Raw genomic sequence first — 14,377 nt, 5'->3', positions numbered from 1 at the left:
CCCTCGCCCTCATGCCCACCAGCCTCACGGTCCAGCAGGGACAGCAGGGCACCCTCACCCTCACCCTCACCCCCCAAGGGGGCTTCGATGGCCAGGTGACCCTCTCCCTGGTGGGTGCTCCCACCGGGGTTTCCCTCTCTCCCGACTCCTTGCAGGTAACCGGCGCAAACCCCGTGATCCAAAACTTGGCGGTGAGCGTGGCCCCCAGTGTGGATCCAGGCAGCTACCCCCTGAGCCTAAGGGTCCAGGGGGGAGGGATCGCTAAGGCGGCGAGCTTCAGGTTGTCGGTGGTTTCCTCTTCGCCTTCCCCTTCAGGAGTGCGAACGTGGGTTTACCAGCTCACGGGTTACCCCCCTTCGGGCCTGGCTCAGCTCGGTTCTACGGCGGCAGACCTGGTGGTCATAGACCTCACCAAGGATGGCCGGGTCCCCTGGAGCCCGCAGGACCTGCAGGCCTTAAGGGGCAAGCGAGCCCTGGCCTACCTGGAGGTCGGGGGGATGGAGAACTACCGGGCGGAGTACCTGTTGGTTCAGCAGCAGGCCTCCGATCTCCTATTGAACACGGTTCCTGGGTGGCCGGGGGAGTGGTACGTCAAGTACTGGGACGAGCGCTGGTGGGATCTGGTGGTGGCCCCGCGGCTGGACAAAGCCCTGGCCGCTGGTTTCCAGGGGGTGTACCTGGACTTGGTGGACGCTTACGAGGGGATCAGCCTGAGCCTCGTTCCCGGGGAAACCCGGGACACCTTGGCCCAAAGGATGGTGGCTCTTCTGCAACGCATCAGCGCCTACGTGAAGGCGAGGCGACCGGACTTCTGGGTTTTCCCGCAGAATGCCCCTGAGCTGAGGGCATGGCCCGGCTATCTGGCTGCCGTGGATGGCGTCGGCCTCGAGGAACTCTTCTTCTACGCAACCGACAGGGCGTGCACCGATCCAGGATGCGCCGTCCGTTTGCGCCATGCCCGGGCCATACGCGAAGCGGGGAAGCTGGTCCTCACGGTGGACTATGCGCTGGACCCCCGGAACGTGCGCACGGCCTGCCAAAAGGCGCGGGAAGAGGGGTTCGTCCCTTACGTGACGGTGGTGGAGCTGGACCGGATCAGCCCCCTGTGTCCGTAGGCTGGAGCAGGTGGCGCTCCTTGGCCACCAAGGGGTAAAGGCCGTATCGGAACGCCCTTCGGACGGCCAGGTGGGCGAGGCAGGGCTCCGGGGCGTAATCCAGGGAATAACGTTCCCAGGGGAAGTTCGCCAGGGTTTGCGCCACGTGGGCGTTCCGCCGAAGGGTGGACCTGGGGAGGAGCTTCCCCCCATCTTGCCACGTGGTGGTGAAGCTTTCAAAGACGATTCCGTGGGCGAGGTGCCCGAGTTGCGGCAGCAGATCGAAGCCCCGGTTCACCAGCAGGTACATCGGCTCGGTGGCCCGCCGCACCTCCCAGAGCAAGTGCAATGTGGCCTCCCGCGAGGCCGCCGCGGCCTGATCCAGGTTGTCCAGGAAGAGCCCTTGAAACCCGCGCGCCAGGTACACTAAGGCCCGCTCCACCACTAGGGTGACCCACCCCGGGTGGGCGGGGTCGGCCGGGTAGGTGCCCCACTCGGGGATGGGCCCGCCCCGTCGCCAGGGGCCTGGGGGCCCCGCCTCTTCCCCCACGCTGAGGTAGGCCAGGGCTGCCGTGGGCCGGAGGGCCTCGAGCTCCTCCGGGGTGTAGGCCCAGGGTTGCAGCACCACCCGGCGGAAGGCCTTCAGTTTGGGCAGGCATCCCCGCCCGTAGAAGAAGGCCAAGGGTTTACAGCAGGTAGACGCCATAGCGCTCCGGGTGCCTCAGGTGTTCCAGGAAAATCAGAAGGAGAAGGAGCCCCACGGCCCCGAGGACCAGGGGGTTCTGGGTGAGCTGGAGCAAAAGCGCCCCCGCTATGAGGGCATAGGCGCTGGATCGGGCCCCGCCCAGGGCGTTCAGCCCGAGGGCCATGGCGCTGGTTAGCGTCAGGAAGCCGAACCCCATCAGTGCCTCGGCGTAGCCGCCTACCCAGGGGAGGGCTGCCAGGAGCAAGAAGGTGGGGAGAAGAGCGGCTAAAGCGTAGTTCCAAAAGGCCCTCTGAACGGCCAAGAGAAGTGCGTTGGGCCTTGCTTTGCTCCAAAGGGTCTTCCCCAGGGCCTTGACAAAGGCTCCTAGACGCATTTCTACCAGAAGAGCGGAGAGCAGGTAAAGGGCCAAGCCCAGGAGGGCCACGCTTCCCAGAAGCGTGACCAGTTGCCATAGGATGAGCCCTTGCCCTAGGCCGTACAGGCCGTAGGGCCACTCCTCCTGCAACGCCCTCGCCAGGAAGGAGAAGGCCTCGAGGCGAGGACGCGGCAGCTGCCCCAGCGCCACCAAGACCGTGGGCGGGCCGATCCAGAGGGGGGAGAAGGCCAGGACCCAGGCGAGCCCCACCCCCAGGAGGAAGGCCAGGGCCAGGACCGCGGCCTGCCTTTCCCTGCCCGCCAGGCCCAGGATGCCCACCCCCACCCAGACCGCCCCCACGCTCCAGGAAGTCCAGGGCCCTTGGTCCAGGGGGGCTGCCAGGGAAAGGCCTAAAAGGCCCAGCCAGGCTAGGGCGGCGACCACGCGGCGGGCCCCGGTTTGGTCCATCTCTACCGCGGCCCGCAGGCTGGCCCGGGCGGCCAGCTGGCTCCAGGTCAGGAGAAAAAGTGCCGGTAGCCAGCCCACCTCTTGGGTTTGGAGGAAAACCCCCAAGCTGCCCGCCAGGCTCAGGGCCATGGCCAGGTGGCGCAGGCCGAGAACCCCGGGCACCGCCGGGGCTTTGGCCTTGGGGCGGAAATCCCTCCGGGCTCGGGCGAACAGGGCCTGCGCCAAGGCAAAGGTGTTAGGCAGGCCGAAGGTTCGCTCCACGCGATAGCGGTTGTACCCCAGTACCTCCAGGTGGGCGGCCAGCTCGAAGGGGTCGCTCACCTGGCGGAGGAGCTCAGCGAGTTCCTGGGCGAGGGCCTCCAGGTCCTTCGCTCCGGAAGGCACCCCCGTGCTTTTGCGGTACTCTCCCCGGGCGCTCATTCCGGCACCTCGATGGGAAGGCGGGCGGTGAGGGTGCGGTAGATCTCCCAGAACTCGGCGAGCATCCTGTCCAGGGTGTAGAGGGCAAGCACCTTTTCCCGCGCTTTCTGTCCCAGGGTCAGGCAGCGTTCCGGATCCCGCAGGAAGCGAAGCAAGGCCTGGCCCAGGGCCTCGGGGTCCATGGCGGGAACCACCTCCCCTACCCCTTCCAACACCTCCCCCACGCTCCCCACGCGGGTTCCCACCAGGGTTCGGCCCACGGCCATGTTCTCGATCACCGTGTAGGGGAAGCCCTCGGAGATGCTGGAGAGCACCCCCACCCAGCCTTGGTGGTAGGCCTGGTACACGGGGTTGACCGGGCCCATAAAGTGCACGTGGCCCTCGAGGCTCAGGTCCCGCACCCGTTGCCGTACGCTTTCCGCGTAGCCCTCGTTGCCCCGGGGCACCGGCCCGAAGAGCTTGAGCTGGGCCTCAGGAAGCTCCTGGACCACCAGGTGAAACCCCTCCACAAGGGTGAGCAGGTCCTTCAAGGGGTCGATCCGCCCCACCCAGACGGCGGTGGGTGGGGGTTCCAGGCGGGGCGGGGCTTCCGCGAAGAGCCTGGGGTCCACCCCGTTGGGCACCACCCGGATGCGCTCGGGGTCGGCTCCCAGCTCCACCTCCCACCGCTGGTTGAAGCGGCTCACCGTGGAGATGAAGTGCGCTTCGCGGTAGGCCAAACGGCTCACGGTGTGGTAAAAGCGGGCTTGGACCAGGCGTTCGGCGGGGGAGGGCTGGGTTTCGGAAAAGGCCAGGTAGCGCTCCCGCAGGAAAACCCCGTGTTCCGTGAGGAGAAAGGGGACCCCTGCCCGCCGGGCCACCAGCCAGGCGGGGATCACCGCAAGCCCCCCGCTGGTGGCGTGGACCAGGTCCGCCTCGGGGATGGGATCCAGGGCCAGGAGGGGAAGCAGGGTGGAGCGCAGCCAGTGGAGAACCGCCAGGTTTTCCCCCAGGCTCGGGGACCGTCCCAGGAGCAGACGGAGCCGCTCGCTCAGCAGGGCCTGGGCCTTGGGGTGGAGAAAGAGGTCGTAGAGGTGGCGCTTGCGGAGGAGGAAGAGCTCCCAGAGGCCCTCCTGAAAGGTGGGCACGTCCAAGGAGAGAAAGGCGAAAAGCCTCTCCAACGCCCCCAGCAAGGCGTGAAGAGGGGCGCCGGCGAAGGGGAAGCGCCGGGGGGGGCGGTACAGGTGCAGGGTCTTCAGGCGGGCGCCCGGGGGCAGGGGCAGCGCTGGCTCCGCCGCCTTAGGTCCCCATAGGGCCAGCACGGTGAACTCGGCGTGCAATCCGAAGAGCAGCTGTTCGCACCAGCGGCTCACCCCGCCCACAGCGTAGGGATAGGTGCCCTCGGTGACGAAGAGAACCCTAAGGGGCCTGGAAGGCATAGGTCCCGCTTCCCACGAAGCAACGGTTGAGCCCAGCGTAGGGCTCGCAGGTCGGGGCCTGGATGCCGCTCACCCACACCGGCTTGCCGGAGACGGCCACGGTGCGGGCGGTGGGGTCGATGACCGCCCGGGTGGGTTGGGGGCCGCCCACCGCCTGGTGATGGCGGTAGCGCTTAAGGGCGTACTCTCCGTACCCTAGCCAGGAGNNNCGCCCACCGCCTGGTGATGGCGGTAGCGCTTAAGGGCGTACTCTCCGTACCCTAGCCAGGAGGGGTTGAGGAGGGGCAGGCTGGAGTACGTGGTGTACTTCTGCAAGAGGGCCTCCAGCCAGTCGAAGAGCAGGTGCTTCCCGAAGACGTACTCCCTGAGGTTGGCCTGGTGGAAGTAGTGGCTGCCCCCGTCGGTGAAGAGGTGGTAGAGGGCCAGGTTGGTTTCCTGGCCCAAGTATTCGGGGTAGGTGAGGGGGCGGGGCCAGAAAGGCTCCGTGCCCCCAGGGGCATAGACGCCGTTGTAGGCCGCCAAGGCCTCCTGGTCGGTGGTGACGTTGTAGAAGACGTTGGTGGGCCAGTCGGCCACCAGGTAGAGCCCGGGGGCCAGGGGGTGGGGGAAGGCGCAGGAGGGGCAAGGGGGTTTTTGGCTGGCCACCGACCAGTTCACTTTGGCGAAGCGCACCTTGTGCTCCTGAAGGGCCTGGAGGAAGAAGGGGTTGGAAGCGTTCAGCCCGTAATCGGTCCGGGGGAAGTCGTAGGCGCTAGGCCCCTTCCACCCGAAGCCGGAGTACTGCCCGCTTTTGAACACGGTGTGCTCGTACCGGAGGCCCAAGAGGCTGGCCACCCGGTTGTTGCCCAGGATTTCCCGCCGGGCCTGTGCCAGGGTGGTCCAGTCCATGTCCCAGTGGGTGTAGCTGTGGTTGTAGAAGCGGAAGTCCTGGGCCAGGGCTTGGCTGGCCTGCACTAAGCCATCGTCCAGGTTTAGGGGGTCGTTGGGGAGGTTTTCTGCGGGCTCACAGGGGGTTCCCACCACCGCCCCGCAGCCGTTGAAGGCCAGGTCCAGGGTGAAGGCGGCGGCCACCTGGCCGTAGGCGCTCCTGAGGCTGTCTTGCCTGGCCTTCACCCGGTGGGCTTCTTCCCCGCTCAGGCGGAAGGTGGCGAGGCCAGGGGCGCTGGGGCTTTCCCCGCCGCGGAAGACCTCCGTGGACTCGAACCAGTCGTCCACGTCCACCCGCAGATGGCGGCTATACTCCCCCATGTAGACCCCTCGGGTCAGCCAGCGCACCCAACCGGGGGCCAGGAGCCAGGTGTGGAAGAGGTAGGGGCTGTGGTCGAAGGTGAGGACCAGCTGCTCGCGGCCGTCGGTTGTGGAGCGCACGATGCCGAAGACGTTGCCTTCCGCATCGCGCAGTATGGGGGTGGCGGAACAAGTGCCGCTCAGGCTGGCCTTGTAGGCGTAGGCGTTTCGCACGGGCAGGGGGCCCACCAGGTCGGGGAAGAGGGCTTCGCCCTCTGGGGTGAGGGTGAGGGGATAGCTTTGGCTCAAGTCGATGCCGTCAGGGTCGTTGGCGGCGGGGCTGGGAGTCGGGAATCTATCCACATAGGCCAGGCAGCGGTCCTCGGGGTAGGTGCCGGGAAAGGTGTAGAGGACCAGTTCCCGCACCCCGTAGTCCCGCTCGTAAGCCCAGAGGCGGTTCCAGTCCTCCGCCGACATGTGGAAGGTGGGGCCGGGCCAGGTGGCCAGCTGGCCTTCCGCCAGGATTACCCCCTGAAAGCGCCCGGTGCCGTCAGGGTTGATGAGGTTGACCGAGCCGAAGGGGGTGGTGCTCACGTCCACCACCTCGTAGGGGATGAGGAAGGTGTCCAGGATGGCCTTGGCCGCAGCGAAGTGGGGAGCTTGGTTCGGATCGGTGGAGGTGGTGAGGAGCAGAACGCGGGCTTCGTAGCGCGGGTTTTCCAGGGCCTGGGGTTTCAGGGGCAGCCGAAGGGGGACAGGCCCCGAAAGGGGTGGGAGGGGGCGGGAGGGGAGGACGGGAAGGGCCACCGGCCCCGGTGGAACCTGGGGGGACGGGGTGGCTTTGGGTGGGCTTTCCGGGCGCTGGAGGCTGCAAGCGGCGAGGGTTAGGAGTAGGGCGAGGCCTAAGAGGGCGCGCACCACGGCTCACCTCCCTTTTTTCCGGAGGCTTAAGGGGCTCAGGCTCAGGCTCTGGGGCGCTGTGGCGTCCACGCCCGCTCCCGGCTGAACCCCGGTTCCGTCCACGGTGAGGACGTGCCACCAGGTGTCGTAGCCACTGCTGGCGTTCGGAGTCGGGAAGGCTTGCACCAGGTAACCGGCGTTGTAGACCCGGACCTGGGCCCCTGAGGTGTTCCAACTTCCCCCGCCGAAGTACCAGTGGACGTAGACCCGGTAGCTGCCTTCTGCATGGGTGAAGCGAAGGGTTTCCTGGCCTGGGCCCTGGGGGGTATCGCCTTCCAGGCAGGCCTCGCCAGCCGGAGGGCAGACCCCGGGGTTGTGCCAGTAGACGTGTTGGGTGGCGGGCGTGCCGGGGTAGAGGAGGTGGAGGTCTAAGTCGGCGGCAGCGGTCCAGGAGAGCTCCACCCGCCATTCGGGGGCGTAGCCCACGCTGAGGGTGAAGTCCAGGGTACGGGTGGCCCCGCCCCCTTGGGGGGTGGCCTCGAGGCGCAGGGGGTAGTCCCCCGGGGTGGGGTTCGCCACCTGGAGGCTTACGCTCCCGCCCTCTGGGGGGAGGCTCTGGGTGCCCAGGCTCACCCCGGGGGGCGGAGGGGTGCCGTCCTGCCGCCGGAGCGCCAGGTCCAGGGGGGTGTTGAAGCCGTTTTGCGGCACCACGGTTACCCCTAGGCTTCGCGTACTGCCCCACACGGTGGTAAGGGTGTTGTCCCCGGAAAGCCTGAAATCCGTGGCCTTGAGGGTGAAGGACGCTTCCCAGATCCGGTTTCCTCCCTGCGCCCGCAAGGTGAGGGCGTGGTCCCCCGGGAGGAGGCTCGGGTCCAAGATCAGGGCGATGGGGGCGACCACCGCGTTGCCGCCTAGCAGGAGGCTCGAGGGGCTTAGGGCGATGCCCGGAGGCGGGCTTTCTAGGCTCAGGCTGACCGGCCCGCTGAAGCCGTTCAAGGGGGTTAGGGTGAGGTAGACCCGGGCTTGGCCGCCCACGGGGGCGGTGGGGCTACCCTCCAGGGCGAGCAGGAAGTCTGGCTCGGTGCTGTTCACCGCCACCGCCCGGCTGCCCGCGTTCCCCGCGGTGAAGAGGACTGCCCCCTGGCTCACGCTTTGCGTGGCCGAAACCTGGAAGACCCGGCCCGCGTAACCCGAGGGGGTAACCTCGGCGAGGGTCAGCCCGGGGGCGGGTTGGAAGTTCAAGGGGGGTAAGGCCTCGTTGCCCGAGTTGCCCACCAGCAGGTAGGCGCTTTCCCCCGGGTTGAGGCTCAGGCTCAGGGGAGCCACCTCGAGGCCCGCTCCCAAATTGGGGTTCACGATCTTGCGCAACAGCCGGACCAAATCTTTTTCGTCCGCATACCCATTGGAGTCCAGGTCCCCGTGGTAGCGCCGGTAGGGGGTGGGGGACGCTGTTCCCATCAGAAGGTCGGTGAGGAGGACGGCGTCGGTGAGGCTGACCGAACCGTTTCCGTTGAGGTCTCCCAGGGGGTTTGCCGCCAGGTCGGGGCTGGCTTCCTGCTGGGTGATGCTGGGGATGGGAGAGAGGCTTAGGGGGGAAAGCTGCCCCTGAGGGGTGGGGTTGGAAGCCTTCCCCCAGGAAAGGCGCAATTCCTCGGCGATGCGCTCCTGGACTTCCCACCGCGGCCGGGATCCGGGTTTGAGCACCCTAAAGCGGAGACGGAGAACCTCTCCTGAGAGCTTTTCGTAGCCAACACCCACCAGGCGGAGCTTTCCCGAGGCGAAATGCGTTTCGCGTACCAGAGGTCCTTCGGCGCCCAGGTATTGGAGCGCTTCGGGATCGTAAGCCACTTCAAGCAACAGGCCGCGGACGCCAAACCCCTGGACCGTCAGGGTGTCGCCCTCCAAAGGGATGTCCTCCACGGGGCGTTGGGTCTGGGTGTTGCACGCGGGCAAGAAGGCCAGCCCTAAGGCCAGAATCGCAATGGATAACCTCTGCATTGCCTCACCTCCTATGGCGCCAGGACAAGGCTGCCGCCGGGGACGGTTTCCTCCGTGTAATCGGGTCTTGCCAGCATGGCGTTCGTCAGCGCCAAGGTTCCTCCACCGGTTCCGGTCACAAAGAGGCGCGCCAGTTCCCCTGGACCGTTGAAGGCCCCGGTGCAGACTAAGGCAATGTTCCAGCGGTTGGGGTTGAGGGACACTTGCGCGTAGTCAAGGTTGCAGCCAGGGGTCAGACTCCCTACCGAGGCCGAGAGGTTGAAGGCAAGGGGCAGCTCTACGGTGAACTGCACACCTCGATAGGCTTCTGTAGTGCCCTCCAGGTTGACCCCTACGGTATACATGTTGCCCGAACGCTCCAAGAGGACGGGTACCAAGTCGGGGGGCGGTGGGGGTGGAGAAGTGCGACAGCCCGCACCAAAGATGCCTAGGGCCAAGAGTAGGAAACTGTAAAGGGTACCCTTTTGGGGCACGAAACACCTCCCTCTGCCAATCGCTGGGCAAAACCTTCCTCCAGGGCGGGGAAGGTGATCCTTATTTATGAGTGCTGCGGAATAGCATGGTTCTGCATCCAAATGGTATGGGGCACCCGCCCTGTAACTCCAGGTTAGAGAGGGTGTTCGGATTTTGCCTCAGGCTAAGGTCCCCCAACTTGTGAATAGAAAGTCTTAGGGCCTAGGTTTTGGCAGGACCAGGCTAGGGGTTACGAAGGGAAGGAAGCCAAGTTCCCTGGCGCGCTGCGCGGCAAGCCTTGCCTGGTTCGGGTCTGAGGTGATGTCAAGGCTGAGGGTAACAAGACCGCGCCTGCGGAAGGGCCAAACAGGGCTAGGATCACCTGGAAAAGGCCGGCCCACTGGGTCGGTGGAGAGGTGAGAGTAGACGACCGCATCCAGGGCTTCCGCAGTCCTCCGAAGCACTCGGAAGCCCCGATGTTGGAGGAGTAGGGCATCGGGTAGTCGGCTTCGCAGGTGTCCGATCAGGCTTGCGAGGTGGGGGATGGTTTCGGGATGCAGGTCTGCTATGTCCAACCCATCCAGGAAAAAGCCTGCATACCCGAGAAGAAGAAGCCTTTCGGCCTCCTCTAGAACCCAGGCTCGCCACCTGGGATTTGCTGGGTCCATGAAGAGGGTGTCTGGGGCATACGGGTTTGGACCTAGAGCCAGGGGGAGAAGCCCTTTGGCCTCCGCCTCCCTACGGGGAAGGAAGCCCAGGGGCAGGTAGGACACCACCCGCACCCCTCGGTCTCGCAAGCCTTGGACCTGGGCCAAGGGGGCCTCCCGGGCCAAAACCACCAGGTCGTGGTCTTGTAAGCGTGCGAAGACCCCGGGGTCACCTCCATAGTAAAGGGCCCAGCTTCGGATGCCCTCGAGGCGACTGGCAATGGGGGGTGCAGCAGCCTCGCGCCTGATTACTTCTTGGACTAGGTCTTCCCCACGTTCAGGCTTCTCCGCAAAGAATAGGTAGCCGTAGTTCCCTGGGGAATGGAAGTCGCCACCTAAGGGCCAGAGGGTGTACTCTCCCGCCTGCGGATGCCCGCGGCCCACCTTAAGCTGCCAAAAGGTTCCCGGCCTGGGACGGGGTAGATCCTGACCAAAGGGCAGGCGAAGCGCAACCCACCATCCGCCATCCAGGAGACCTGCCTTAGCCTCGTAGTTTAAGGAAGCTGTGTAGGCGCGAAACCGGGTTCCCCTGGCATTCACCGCCAGGTGGAGGTCCGGGGCCTCGGGGTTCCAGGGGTCGGTGCGGAGGAAGACCTCGAGGGTGTCGTCCCGCCACCACTCGGGGTCCTCCGCTTGTCGCTCGGCCTTAGGGGGGATAGCTTGTTCCAGGTGCGAGAAGAGATAAAGAGCCCCGTCGTCGTAGCCTACCTGGAAGAAGCCTGGGAAAAAGGCTCGTTGGGGAGGATAGGTATGGGTGAGGTGGATGGGGTAGCGGGGAAGCCCCGGGTACCCCTCCGGGCTTAAAACTGGGGAGGACAGGGGGAGAGCCTGGGCCACCTCCGGTGCTGGCTGGGTCCAGGCTATGGAACACAAGGACAATAGGGCAAGAATACCATGCGCCTTTTGCATAGCCACACTATAGGTCAGAATGAAAGGGCCATGCGCCTCTTGTCACCTGAGGGCCCCCTCCCCGCCTTCTACCACTACTACCCCGGGGTCCCCGCGGTGGTGGGGGCGCGCCTGGGGGAGCGGGTGAACTTCTGCCCCGCGGTGTGGAACACCGGGCTTTCCGCCGACCCGCCCCTCTTCGGGGTGGCCTTAAGCCCCAAGCGCTTCACCCATGGGCTTCTCCTGGAGACCCGCCGCTTTTCCGCAAGCTTTCACCCCCACGCCCAGGCGGCTTTGGTGCAGCGGTTGGGGAGCGTCTCGGGCCGGGAGGTGGACAAGGGGCAGGCCCCCCACTTCCTCGGCCGCACCGGGGTGCCCGTCCTCGAGGGGGCCTACGCCGCCTACGAGCTGGAGCTCCTCGAGGTCCACACCTTCGGCGACCACGACCTCTTCGTGGGCAAGGTGGTGGCGGTGTGGGAAGAAGAGGGCCTTTTGGACGAGAAGGGTAGGCCCAAGCCCGGGCTTTCCCTCCTCTACTACGGCAAGGGGCTCTACGGCCGCCCCGCGGAGGAGGCCTTCGCCCCGTGGCGCCACCCCACGCGGACTCTGTCCGCGCGGGGGCCCCGGCAGACGGGTGGGCGGGGCTTCGGTCTCGAGGCGGGAAGGGTAAGGCGGAAAAGGGCATGAGCCAGGCCCAGGCCTTCGCCAGGAGGGTGCGGCGGGTGGTCCTGAACCGCCAGGGGACCGAGGCCCAGGTCTTCCTGGAGGCGGGCTTCCTCTACCTGCGCCAGGACGGCTTCGCCCGCTTCGCCCAGGGGGAGGGGGCGGAGGCCCTGGCGGGCTTCGCCCTGGAGCGGGGCGGGGTGCGCCTCCGCTTCGGGGACGGGAGCGCCCTGACCCTCCGCCACCGCCTGGGGAGGCTTCGCAAGCGGGTCTACTTCTCGTAGGGCTTGCCCACCGAGGCCGGGGGGCGGCTTCTGCCCATGAACCCCGCCAGCACCAGGATGGTGACCGCGTAGGGGAAGGCCTGCACCAGGACGGCGGGCAGGATGTCCGTCCCCTGGAGCTGGATGGCCAGGGCGCTGGCGAAGCCGAAGAGCAGGGTGGCGAAAAGGATCCCCAGGGGGTGCCACTTGCCGAAGATCATGGCCGCCAGGGCGATGAAGCCGAGCCCTGCCGACATCCCCCGCACGAACTGGTTGAGGAAGCCGATGGAGAGGTAGGCTCCCGCCAGCCCCGCCAGGATCCCGGAGAGGACCACCCCCACGTAGCGCATCCGGTGCACCCTCACCCCCAGGGTGTCCGCGGCCTCGGGGTGTTCCCCCACGGCCCGCAGGCGCAGGCCGAAGGGGGTCTTGAAGAGGACCCACCAGCTCACGGGGACCAGGAGGAAGGCCAGGTAGACCAGGGGGGAGAGGGCGAAGCCCTCCGGGCCCCAGAGGGGGAGGCGGTTGGCCACCTCCCGGGAGTTGGTGGCGTTGGCGTAGAAGTAGGTGAGGACCAGGCTGGGGGCGCCGAGGGCCAGGAGGTTGATGGCCACCCCGCTCACGATCTGGTCCGCCCGGTAGCGGATGGAGACCACCGCGTGCACCAGGGCCACCAGGCCCCCCGTGGCCATGGCGCTCAGGACCCCCACCCAGGGCAGCCAGGGGTAAGACCCCGGGCCCAGGGCCGCCTCCACCCTCTCCACCGTCACCGCCGCCGCCAGGGCCCCGAAGAGGATGATCCCCTCCAGGGCGATGTTCACCACCCCGCTCCGCTCGGAGTACATCCCCCCCAGGGCGGCGAGGAGGAGGGGGGTGGTCTGGCGCAGGGTGGAGAGGAAGAGGGCCACCCAGAAGGCGGTGTCCAGGCTCATCCCCTGACCTCCTCTTTCCTGGGCCCGTCCCCTTGCGCCCGTGCCTCGTCCTTGAGCTCCACCTCCGCCGCCCTGAGGGGGTCGGTGAAGTAGCGGGGCAGGAAGCCCCCGGCGGCGATGAAGAGGACGATCATGGCCTGCAGGACGGCCACCAGCTCCCGGCTGATCCCCAGCTGCAGGTTCACCTGCAGGCCCCCCGTGAGGAGGATGCCAAAGAGCCAGGCGGCGAGGCCCACCCCTATGGGCGTGTTCTGCCCCATGAGGGCCACGGCGATGCCGTCGAAGCCCACCTGGTAGGGGAGGGCCTGCTTCAGGCGGTACTCGTCGATGCCCCCGCCCAGCACGTAGTGGGTGGCGGCCAGGCCCGCCAGGGCCCCCGCCAGGAACATGGTGAGGACCACCTTCCGCCCCCAGACCACCCCCCCGTACTCCGCCGCCTTGGGGGAGAGGCCCATGGCCCTAAGCTCGTACCCCCCCACGCTGCGGAACACGTAGAAGTGGAAGAAGAGGAGGGCGAGGAGGGCGAGGAGGAAGGCCCCGTTCAGGCGCACGGAGGTGAGGGCCCCGTCGAAGCGCACCTCGGGCCCCGGCAGAAGCCCCCCCACCAGGTAGCCCACCGTTCCCCCGAGGAGGCCGAAGAGCACCCGGTGGCCCAGGCTCCTCCGGGCCAGGAAGTAGCCCAGAAGCCCCAGGAGGAGGGCCAGGGGCAGGGCGAAGGAGAGCTCCCCCCCGGGGGCCACCAGGTCCGTCCAGTGGGGGATGCGGGCCTCGGGGCGGATTTCGTAGCTCCGGGCCTCGTAGCCGGGGAACTTGAAGGGCAGGTAGAGGGTGCGGCCGAAGAAGCGGTACTCGTTGGCGGAGATGAGGAAGAGGAGGAGGCTGGCGGCGATGTAGTTCAGCATGATGGTGTTGATGACCTCGTGGGCCCCGAAGCGGGCCTTGAGCCAGCCCGGCAGGGCCCCCCAAAGCCCCCCGGCCACCGCCGCCGCCAGGATGGCCAGGGGCAGGGCCAGCCAGCGGGGGGCTTCCAGGTAGACCCCCACCAGCATGGCGGCGATGGCCCCCATGATGAGCTGCCCGGGGGCCCCGATGTTGAAGAGCCCCCCGCGGAAGCCCAGGGCCACCGCCAGGCCGGTGAAGATCAGGGGGGTGGCGAGGAGGAGGCTCTGCAGGAAGCCCGAGGGGGTCACCAGGGGGCTGAAGAGGAGCTGGTAGGTGTAGGTGATGAGGTCCAGCTTGAGCATGATGGCGTCCCGGAGGTCCGCGGCCCGACCCGGGACCGGCCGGAGGAGGCCCACGATCACCCCCCCGAGGAGGATGGCCAGGAGGAGGGAGAAGAGGGGCACCACCACGTTCCGCCTCCGGACCAGGAAGGCCAGGCCCCCGGGGGAGAAGAGGCGGGCCAGGAAGAGGAGGTAGAGGCTGTAGGCCAAGGTGGCGTAGCTGGCGAGCCCCAGGCTGTGCCTCCTCAGGCCCGCCCCCAGGGCGTTGGCCTGGGCCACGCTCCCCTGGAAGAGGAAGTAGGCCAGGAGGAAAAGGCCCACCCCCAGGCCCCCCAGGAGGTAGAGCCCGCGCAGGGGAAGCCGGGTCCAGGGGTAGGCCAGGGCCAGGAGGAGCCACAGGAGGGAGAGGTAGAAGAGGGGGTAGAGCCAGGCCTCCCCGTACCCCCGGGGCAGGCCGGAGCGGGGCAGGTGGTGGCCGAAGGGGTTGAGGAGGACCCCCTCCCCCCCGAAGAGGCGATGGGGGACGGCCCAGGGGGCCAGGTACCAGAGGAGGAGGACCACCCCGCCCCCCAGGAGGACCAGGAGGCCCAGGCGCTTGCGGTCCGTTCGCACGCCCCAGATTGTACCTCAGCCCCGTGGGCGCAAGGGCCGGGGGGGTGCTA

The 14,377-nt window shown here is 67.5% G+C and carries 12 protein-coding genes; 3 read left to right on the top strand and 9 right to left on the bottom strand.

The window, feature by feature from the left end:
- The first annotated feature begins 11 nt into the window (after nt 1-11).
- Nucleotides 12-1,115: an endo alpha-1,4 polygalactosaminidase gene (locus tag ETP66_RS03440; protein WP_236630084.1), complete on the top strand. Its 1,104-nt coding sequence runs from the start codon at nt 12-14 to the stop codon at nt 1,113-1,115.
- Here the strand turns inward: ETP66_RS03440 and ETP66_RS03435 are convergent.
- From ETP66_RS03435 to ETP66_RS03410, 7 genes are all read right to left on the bottom strand, one after another.
- Nucleotides 1,096-1,776: a hypothetical protein gene (locus ETP66_RS03435; protein ID WP_145964253.1), complete on the bottom strand. Its 681-nt coding sequence runs from the start codon at nt 1,774-1,776 to the stop codon at nt 1,096-1,098. The genes ETP66_RS03440 and ETP66_RS03435 overlap by 20 nt on opposite strands.
- Before the next feature lie 4 nt (nt 1,777-1,780).
- The gene (locus ETP66_RS03430; protein WP_130840643.1) at nt 1,781-3,043 is read right to left on the bottom strand and encodes a hypothetical protein; all 1,263 of its coding nucleotides are present in this window, start codon (nt 3,041-3,043) and stop codon (nt 1,781-1,783) included.
- Entirely contained in the window at nt 3,040-4,461 is a 1,422-nt protein-coding gene (pelF, locus tag ETP66_RS03425; protein ID WP_130840641.1) for a GT4 family glycosyltransferase PelF, read from the bottom strand. The genes ETP66_RS03430 and pelF overlap by 4 nt, the downstream gene beginning before the upstream one ends.
- Complete coding sequence (locus ETP66_RS11910; protein ID WP_161569063.1) at nt 4,442-4,612, bottom strand: hypothetical protein; 171 nt, start codon at nt 4,610-4,612, stop codon at nt 4,442-4,444. Before ETP66_RS11910 ends, pelF begins: the two co-directional genes overlap by 20 nt.
- A gap of 44 nt (nt 4,613-4,656) precedes the next feature.
- Nucleotides 4,657-6,495 (bottom strand): Agd3-related carbohydrate-binding protein, encoded by a 1,839-nt coding sequence (locus ETP66_RS12585; RefSeq protein WP_488225832.1) that lies wholly within the window; start codon nt 6,493-6,495, stop codon nt 4,657-4,659.
- 117 nt (nt 6,496-6,612) lie between these two features.
- The gene (locus ETP66_RS03415; RefSeq protein WP_130840637.1) at nt 6,613-8,586 is read right to left on the bottom strand and encodes a dockerin type I domain-containing protein; all 1,974 of its coding nucleotides are present in this window, start codon (nt 8,584-8,586) and stop codon (nt 6,613-6,615) included.
- A gap of 668 nt (nt 8,587-9,254) precedes the next feature.
- The gene (locus ETP66_RS03410) at nt 9,255-10,655 is read right to left on the bottom strand and encodes a hypothetical protein (RefSeq protein ID WP_130840635.1); all 1,401 of its coding nucleotides are present in this window, start codon (nt 10,653-10,655) and stop codon (nt 9,255-9,257) included.
- A 30-nt stretch (nt 10,656-10,685) separates the two neighbouring features.
- Here ETP66_RS03410 and ETP66_RS03405 point away from each other — a divergent pair, with 30 nt between their 5' ends.
- Together ETP66_RS03405 and ETP66_RS03400 are read left to right on the top strand one after the other, a co-directional pair.
- A complete protein-coding gene (locus ETP66_RS03405) occupies nt 10,686-11,321 on the top strand; it encodes a flavin reductase family protein (RefSeq protein ID WP_130840633.1) in 636 nt (211 codons plus the stop codon).
- Nucleotides 11,318-11,581: a hypothetical protein gene (locus ETP66_RS03400; RefSeq protein WP_130840631.1), complete on the top strand. Its 264-nt coding sequence runs from the start codon at nt 11,318-11,320 to the stop codon at nt 11,579-11,581. Before ETP66_RS03405 ends, ETP66_RS03400 begins: the two co-directional genes overlap by 4 nt.
- On the opposite strand, the gene ETP66_RS03395 is transcribed toward ETP66_RS03400, so the two are convergent.
- Both ETP66_RS03395 and ETP66_RS03390 read right to left on the bottom strand, forming a co-directional pair.
- The gene (locus ETP66_RS03395) at nt 11,569-12,492 is read right to left on the bottom strand and encodes an ABC transporter permease (protein ID WP_130840629.1); all 924 of its coding nucleotides are present in this window, start codon (nt 12,490-12,492) and stop codon (nt 11,569-11,571) included. The two genes, ETP66_RS03400 and ETP66_RS03395, sit on opposite strands and share 13 nt — an antisense overlap.
- Nucleotides 12,489-14,327, bottom strand: coding sequence for an ABC transporter permease (locus tag ETP66_RS03390; protein ID WP_130840627.1), 1,839 nt, complete (start codon nt 14,325-14,327; stop codon nt 12,489-12,491). The genes ETP66_RS03395 and ETP66_RS03390 overlap by 4 nt, the downstream gene beginning before the upstream one ends.
- Nucleotides 14,328-14,377: the final 50 nt, after the last annotated feature.

Origin of the sequence: Thermus thermamylovorans, from assembly GCF_004307015.1 — a bacterium.
Lineage (GTDB): Bacteria > Deinococcota > Deinococci > Deinococcales > Thermaceae > Thermus > Thermus thermamylovorans.
Note: the sequence above shows the minus strand (reverse complement) of the source record. Positions and strands in the feature narration are given on the sequence as shown.